Annotated in this window: 8 protein-coding genes; 7 read left to right on the top strand and 1 reads right to left on the bottom strand. The window is 61.4% G+C overall.

The genetic code is table 11. The annotated features are described in order from the left end of the window. The first annotated feature begins 125 nt into the window (after nucleotides 1-125). A complete protein-coding gene (locus tag M1L53_RS32780) occupies nucleotides 126-650 on the top strand; it encodes a hypothetical protein (RefSeq protein WP_261949485.1) in 525 nt (174 codons plus the stop codon). A gap of 283 nt (nucleotides 651-933) precedes the next feature. Here M1L53_RS32780 and M1L53_RS32775 read toward each other — a convergent pair whose 3' ends face one another. Further along, entirely contained in the window at nucleotides 934-2,019 is a 1,086-nt protein-coding gene (locus M1L53_RS32775; protein ID WP_261949484.1) for a hypothetical protein, read from the bottom strand. Nucleotides 2,020-2,227: 208 nt separating this feature from the next. Here M1L53_RS32775 and M1L53_RS32770 point away from each other — a divergent pair, with 208 nt between their 5' ends. The 6 genes from M1L53_RS32770 to M1L53_RS32745 all read left to right on the top strand — a co-directional run bounded on the left by M1L53_RS32770 (nucleotide 2,228) and on the right by M1L53_RS32745 (nucleotide 6,435). Further along, a complete protein-coding gene (locus M1L53_RS32770; RefSeq protein WP_003941816.1) occupies nucleotides 2,228-2,770 on the top strand; it encodes a hypothetical protein in 543 nt (180 codons plus the stop codon). After that, nucleotides 2,767-3,708 (top strand): alpha/beta fold hydrolase, encoded by a 942-nt coding sequence (locus M1L53_RS32765; protein WP_003941819.1) that lies wholly within the window; start codon nucleotides 2,767-2,769, stop codon nucleotides 3,706-3,708. The genes M1L53_RS32770 and M1L53_RS32765 overlap by 4 nt, the downstream gene beginning before the upstream one ends. 1 nt (nucleotide 3,709) lies before the next feature. Beyond that, a complete protein-coding gene (locus M1L53_RS32760) occupies nucleotides 3,710-4,756 on the top strand; it encodes a hypothetical protein (RefSeq protein ID WP_261949483.1) in 1,047 nt (348 codons plus the stop codon). Then, entirely contained in the window at nucleotides 4,756-5,655 is a 900-nt protein-coding gene (locus M1L53_RS32755; protein ID WP_003941829.1) for a hypothetical protein, read from the top strand. Before M1L53_RS32760 ends, M1L53_RS32755 begins: the two co-directional genes overlap by 1 nt. After that, nucleotides 5,652-5,819, top strand: a complete 168-nt coding sequence (locus M1L53_RS32750; RefSeq protein ID WP_157770399.1) for a hypothetical protein — start codon at nucleotides 5,652-5,654, stop codon at nucleotides 5,817-5,819. The genes M1L53_RS32755 and M1L53_RS32750 overlap by 4 nt, the downstream gene beginning before the upstream one ends. Nucleotides 5,820-6,141: 322 nt before the next feature. Then, on the top strand, nucleotides 6,142-6,435 hold the full coding sequence (locus M1L53_RS32745; RefSeq protein ID WP_003941812.1) for a hypothetical protein: 294 nt from the start codon (nucleotides 6,142-6,144) through the stop codon (nucleotides 6,433-6,435). The last annotated feature ends 375 nt before the right edge of the window (nucleotides 6,436-6,810 follow it).

The raw sequence follows: 6,810 nt of genomic DNA, 5'->3' as shown, positions 1-6,810 counted from the left end.
AAGCGAAACGGAGGTCGCCTGAAACACCCTCATCCACAGGTCTTGACAATATCTCCCCTGTTCCTCGATACGTTGAATAGGTCCCGCAACAGACTCTTTGAAGGGTGAATAGCAGCGTGTTGATCATGGCGCTCGGAGAAGGTTTGACGCAGGGGCAGGCAACGATCATCGCGGCGGGGATCGCAGTGGGGGCGGCGAGCATCGCGTTCTTGGGAATCCTTGTGAAGGCCCGATCCGACAGAGCGTTGCATGAGGCCACGCTTGGTGAGGATCGTGCAGTCCAGCATCGACAGCAGGTGACCGAAGCTCTCTTGTCTGCGCTTGAGGCGATGAACCGGGCTGATGAGTTGGTGTCGAGTAATAACCCGATCATGGAGCGGGACTCTGATGCCTACCGTGACCGCGACAGCCGCTACTACGCATGTGTTTCTGCGACGTTGAAACTGCAGATATTGGGGCTGGAGGATGCGCACTTGGCGATGTCCGAGTTTACGGGTTCGCTTGGCCTCCACTGGGCTATCGCTGACGAGGACGGCATTGCGCGACCGCACTGGGACACGTTCGGAAAGATCATCGAAGCAAAGGCGTCGTTGCCGTATACGTTCAGCAACACGCTGGCGCAGTTGGATCAACGGGCGTTGCAACACTGACTGCGAACCGATTTGGCGGAGCCTAAATCGCCGAATAACCCGGGGGACACGGAAGAATTTGAGAGTAGATCGGTCCAGCTAGTGCTTCTCAGTCGTTGCCGCTGTCTACATCCACGAGGTGGCGAGCGCGGTGGGAATGAGTATCTGCCGGGGGAGTCCATGACAGATTCGATAGTCGCTTTCGCTCCGGTTTCGTCGATGTCGGCGATCACGAAAACCGAAGTGCCTCTCGGTTTGATTCAGACGTAGTCGCCGCTCGTTATAGTCCGCCGTTCGTGCGTTCTTACGGCTGTAAGTCGGACGGGCATGGGACCACGTGGGGGTGGCTCGGGCACACGGTGACAGGAAGCCCGTAATTGTCTTCCGTTGGAAGCCTTTCCGGTTTTTTGCCGTTCTCGATGACCATGACACAGGCGGTGCCACCTATGCCAGCCGCTCCGGCCAACAGATCTGCCTCGTCCGAGCCAATCTGTTTGCGAATAGTGTCCGCCACTTCGCGAATGGTTGTGTCTTTCGATGTGGTGACTTGCCAAGCGGCTTCCTCGAGCTGTCTCACTACGACGTTGTCAGGTGCTTCTGTGTATGCGCAGTCGAGCAGTTCAATCACGGTCCCAGCCGTTTTTTCGATGTCGGTCAGGGGAAGTCGAGCATCCGCGTCGGCTTTCTTGATGGTGTCAGTGTCTACACGTGTGGGACGCTCGAGCTCACCCTGCAGCAGTAGGTCCACTTTGATCTGACCAGTAGTGGGGACGGGGTGGTATTGCGCTGAAATAGTGGAGGTAACGGCGTCGCCGGCGTCCGGACCGAATGGCACGCATATCCAACTGAGCGGAACTTCCTCCCGTGGTCGGCAGCGGCACCCTGTCGGGTACTTCGAAGGTGTGGACGCTGGCGCCTGATCGAAAGGTGCGCACGGGCAACCATTTCCTTCGTCGTCTTGCAGGTACCACTCGTAGTGTTCACAGTCGGATTCTGGTTCACAGATGGCGCACTCGGGCAGCATGACGCATGCCCGGCCGCCGTCGATTCCCGTGTTTGTGCTGCATACACATTTTTGCGTGCTGTTGTGTTTCTCAATGACATCGGCGATGGACTGAGCGAACTCGGTGGGGCCGAATCCCTGGCTGCCTGACGAGTGATGTTCGTCGAAAATCGATCTTTCGACATCGGCGATCGGCGTGCCACCGATGGTGGCCCTTCCGCTCGACGCGGTAACAAAACCGCCCGCCCCCAGGTGGTAGGTGCGAATCTTCTTCGCGTCATCGTTCAAGATGTGGGCAGGGATACCTGGTTTGCAGGTACGGCCGTCCGAGGCGAGAACATAGCCGTTGGTTGCACGGGCGAAAATGATGACAGTCACGCGGTTCATTAGAGCTGATCACCGACCGCCTGGCCGAGGGATCCGCCATCTCGGACCGATTTCTTTCGACAGCAAACCCGTCGAGTGCGCTTTCCACTAGGCCGGGCTTGAAAGAAGGACGGTTCGGAAGGGGACAGCGCGGTGGTTGGAGCTGTGCTGTCCAGGTCCGAATCTATGGTCCTCCCACATGCCGTTTGGACGACGAGGAGTGAGCCTGATGACTGTCGAGATTGTTCGTATTCATCCGACGGAAGCGAAGAAGATGCGCCGGCTCCACCGGCACTGGTCGCCGGGCACCGACGTTCCCGCGGGACTTGGGGGAGCAGGAACGGTGGGCATTGTCGCATCGTCGGAATACCGGCAGCTCGGGTACGCGCTGGCATCAGCGCCTCATGGGCTGGTTCGGACCGCGCGTGAAGCAGGTTGGTCTCCGGAGGGTTGTGAGCGGCTTGCTGCACAAACCCGCATCGTCGAAGCTCTCGTCGTCAACCCGGATGTTCCCGACGCGGCCATAGTCAGGGCAGCGCTGATCGAGCGGTTGATCGCCGAGCTCACCGACGATATGGCAGGCAACGGTCGCTTGTACGGCTCGACGGAGGACCTTCCGGAACGGGTGCAGTTCTGGCGCGAGTTGGGGTTCGAGGTGAGAGAGCCGAATACTCCGACGACGTGGGAACATCCGGGGTGCCGCACATTGCGATACAGCGGTGAAAGCCCCGGCTGCAGACAGTTCACCCGGACTCTGGGCGGGCCGCTGTGAACCGCGAGGAGGGACGCTCGCACACGCTGGTTGTCGCGGACGGAACCAGACTCGCGGTCCGCGAGGTCGGATCCCGAACGGCGCCGCTGACGGTGGTCTTCGTGCACGGCTTCTGCCTACACGCCGGTGCTTGGGCGCCTCAGCAACGCTCTGTGAGTAGGCAGTGGGGTGAGCGGGCGAGGTTGGTGTTCTTCGATCACCGAGGTCACGGTGGCTCAGGGGGTGCCGATGCCGGCACTTACACGATCAGCCAGCTCGGGCGAGACGTCGAGGAAATCATTCGGGTGGTAGCGCCCACCGGACCCGTTGTCCTCGTAGGTCATTCGATGGGCGGTATGGCGGTGTTGTCGTACCTCGCACAACACGCCGATTCGACATCTCGTGTGGTCGGCGTGGGGTTGATCTCGACCGCCTTGAGTAACGTCGCGGGCGCCGGAATCGGGCGTGCGTTGAATACCCCGGCAGTCTCACTGCTCGGCGGTGCGTGCGCGCGTGCACCGAGATTGGTCGGGCGCAGCTGGAGTCTCTCGCGGCGGCTGCTGACGCCCGTCATCGGCGCGACCTGTCCCATGGCTCCGAGCTCGGGCCTGCGGGCGGCAGCGACGTCGTACGAGATGGTCCACGCGACACCGATTGCGACGGTGGCGGCATTCTTGCGGGACCTGCGTCTCTACGACGCGTCTGCCGCGGTGGGAGCGCTGGGGCGCATCCCGGTATCGATCATGTGCGGAACCAGAGATCGGGTCACTCCGATCCTGCATTCACAGCAGCTGGCTGCGCTTCTGCCCAACGCCGAACTCGTTGCCGTCGCCGGTGGCCGGCACATGGTGGGTCTGGAGCAACCGCAGGTCGTCGGAGAAGCGCTCGATCGGTTACTTGTCCGTGCGCAGACCTATCACCGGGAGCATTCACCTACAACGGATCTGGTCGGAGCGTGACGTGAGCGTAGACAGTGCAGCAACCGCAGTGCGGTCCATGATCGCCGACATCGACGTGGACCCGGAGAGCGACGAATTCTTGTGCGCGCTCGACCGGTTGTGGGAGAAGATGCTCAGCGAGCGCGTGGCGGAGATAGTCGGGCTCAGGCGTGAGCAGACGTGGAGTGCTGACGAGCCTGGATGGGAAGGCAATTCGTCGCTCGACTACTACCCTCGGCGCGATGTGTGGCGCACGACGGTACATACCGGTCGCACCGCCGGCGGTGAGGAGGTGAAGATTCCGCTCGCTCTTCTCGCGCCGGTTCTGATCGGACTTGTCCCGGTTCTTGCGGGCGTGACTGCGCCGGCGAACCCATTCGTCGCACTACTGGTCTGCATTGGTCTCGCCGCAGGGATAGAGGCGGTGGGGTTGTGGTGGTGGACCCGCCGCGATCCACTCCGTCTGAGTGAGGAGGACAAAACCGAGATCGGCGTCGCTGTGACAGCTCTGCAGACGTTGATCTCAGCGGGCGGAGCGCATGTCGAGCTGCGGTTGGCGTTGGCGGCATCGGCACTCGTCGACGAGATCCGCACCGTTCCTGTCTGGGAAAGCGAGGATCTCGACATAGGTCGCATACGCCTGAATCTCGACGAGCAACTGGCCGAAATTCTTGCGCATGCCGGTGAACTCGCCACAGTGCGAGCAACTTTGGGAACCCCGGCGGCGGGTAGCGGCCCGCAAGCCCTCGCAGCGAGGGAAGCTCATCTGGTGAGCAGCCGGTGGCTCGAGCGGGTCGAGCGTTCGCTGCTCACACGTGTAGCTGCGTTGTGGAGCTATCGTCGCCATCTGCTCGAGCTGCAGGAATCAATCGCTGCCGGCGAATCTCTCGACAGGATTCACGACGGGGACCAGGCCATCGAGGGCCTTCTGGTCAACTCGGCCGGCGATGATGTGGCGGCTTCGGCGATAGGTCAGTTGGCGATCGACCTCACAGACCTTCGGCGCGCCCGAGAGTCCGCGTTGGCGGAGCTACGCGGAGAGCTCTACGAATTCGAGGAGCGGGACTGATGGGGAGAAGTCACGACAGGATCAGTCCGGACCGCGGTAACGGCGTCTTCGACCCAGATCGGGGAGAGAGCGACATCGCCACCCGCAAAGAAGGTGCCTTGATTTCGGAACACGCGTACAGCACTCGCGGCGACATTCGCAGCGGAGCACGCGAACTCGACCATGCGACAGAGAACTTGCCCGGCCTCACCCGCGCAAGTCGAGACCTCAACCGGGCCTATCCACGCCCGACGCCGGCACCGATCGAGAACCAAAGGTTGCGCCGAGAGCTGCCGGCGGCGATCGAACTACGTCGCTCGCTGTCCGCGCGGCAGAAAAACGCACGCTCTGCCACCAAACGGGAGGTGCTCGATTCGATGCCGCAGGCGCAGTACAACGCACTGTCGGCGTTGACGTCGGATCCGAACGTCTGGAAGGAAACGAACAACGCGCTGTCTGCGGTTGCCGGCGATGCCGTTGAACTCGACGACGGCAGGCGTAAGCAGGTGCAGCGTGTCGACCGCGCTATTCAACGGTACGAACGTGAATCCGGCCGCGGACATCTCGTCTACACCTCTGTCAGCGTTCCCAATGCTGTGGTCAACCCGGCGGACTTGCCTGCCACGCTTCAACCCGGCACGGTGCTTTCCTTCGACCGGTTCACTGCAGCGACGCACTCGCTGCACGAGCTCGATTCCACCACTCGCCCGACAGATGTCGTCTTCGAGATCTCGACAGAGCGGGGGATGTACTACGGGCAGTCTTCACGGATGAACAACTCACATCATTTGCTTCCGAGAGGAATCCAATTGGACGTGGTGGGTGCACATTTCGCGCCGTACGAGCGACCTGGACAACAACCTGGCGAGCGCCTGATCGTGCAACTGACCGATCACAGACCCGAAGGAGAACAACGATGAGCAAAGACCAGACGGCGCGCCGTCGCCGGCCGGACCTGACATTTCATCCTGACATTCTCGGGATCCCGGCACAGTTCCGAGTCGTCGACACCCGCCGAGCGGAAGAAGCTGGCCCCGACAAAGCCGGTGACGCAGTCCGCGATATCGGCGCGCAAGAGAACTGAAGGACGCACACAAAAGAAAAGTCGGAGGCCACCACATGGTGTGCCCCCGACTCACCCGGTGCATTCTCAGTGCCGCCGACACTACCTCACGCGATCGACCAACTCGGCCAGTCCTGTCATTCGCCGGTGCCGAATCGGGGCAGCCTCTTGAAACTTGTGCACCCGAGCGCCGGCTGAATTTCCCGGGCTGACGGCGAAATGAAAGGAGCCTGAGCTGCAGGTTCTGTACGGAGGTGCGTGCACGGCGTCATCCAGTCCAGGTCCGGAGTTAGCGTGCGGCGATGCCGGACGCACCGCATCGGCTCGCCAGGAAAGGGAGACCATGACCACGCCGATCGAACCCCCCGATACAACTGTCGTCACGCTCGCCGCACGAGCCAGGGAAGCTGCCGCCGCAGCACGAAACGCGGCCGAAAAGGAAAAGCAGGACAGCTCCGAAACTCAAGGTGACGAAGACAGCGGTCGACTGATCGTGATGCTCGACGAATACCCCGCGTTTGTTCCTTCTGCGGATCCGAGCGAGGTGGCCGTGAATTTCGCCCGCAGAGTCAGTCTTTCATCCGTCGCACCTAACGCCGCCGAATTGATGTGGCCATCAGCAGAGACGAAAGAATGATGATGAGGCGCAAGGTCGCCACGTGTGTTGCCGCTGCGGGGCTTCTTATGACCGTGGTCTCGGGGTGCGCAGCGGTTGCTCAGGGAGGCCCCTGGACGGGAATGGAGACGAGTGCACCTGCTGCACCTCTCGTGGTCGCAGAAGTGGCCGGCGAGTCGACACCTCGCCTCGACGAATTGCTCGGATCGGTGACTGTCGTCGACAAGTTGCCGAATATCCCTGGTTACGAAAGGGGTTGCGGCACAGGCGAAAGGTGCGTTTTCGGAACCGCATGGACCGACAAGTACGACGGTCCTCTGGCCAGAAATGGTTGTGACACTCGCATTATCTGCACGCAGTTTTGACATATCTCAAAACCTTGCTGGTAGGCCCCCA

It is taken from the genome of Rhodococcus sp. T9N (assembly GCF_024436645.1).
Taxonomy (GTDB): Bacteria; Actinomycetota; Actinomycetes; order Mycobacteriales; family Mycobacteriaceae; genus Rhodococcus_F; species Rhodococcus_F qingshengii.
This window is presented reverse-complemented; position numbering and strand designations above follow the sequence as displayed.

Excerpts from the sequence above, each read along its gene's own strand:
- M1L53_RS32780 (WP_261949485.1), top strand. The coding sequence starts at position 126 with ATGGCGCTCGGAGAAGGTTTGACGCAGGGGCAGGCAACGATCATCGCG.
- M1L53_RS32770 (WP_003941816.1), top strand. The coding sequence starts at position 2,228 with ATGACTGTCGAGATTGTTCGTATTCATCCGACGGAAGCGAAGAAGATG.
- M1L53_RS32745 (WP_003941812.1), top strand. The coding sequence starts at position 6,142 with ATGACCACGCCGATCGAACCCCCCGATACAACTGTCGTCACGCTCGCC.
- M1L53_RS32750 (WP_157770399.1), top strand. The coding sequence starts at position 5,652 with ATGAGCAAAGACCAGACGGCGCGCCGTCGCCGGCCGGACCTGACATTT.
- M1L53_RS32775 (WP_261949484.1), bottom strand. The coding sequence starts at position 2,019 with ATGAACCGCGTGACTGTCATCATTTTCGCCCGTGCAACCAACGGCTAT.
- M1L53_RS32755 (WP_003941829.1), top strand. The coding sequence starts at position 4,756 with ATGGGGAGAAGTCACGACAGGATCAGTCCGGACCGCGGTAACGGCGTC.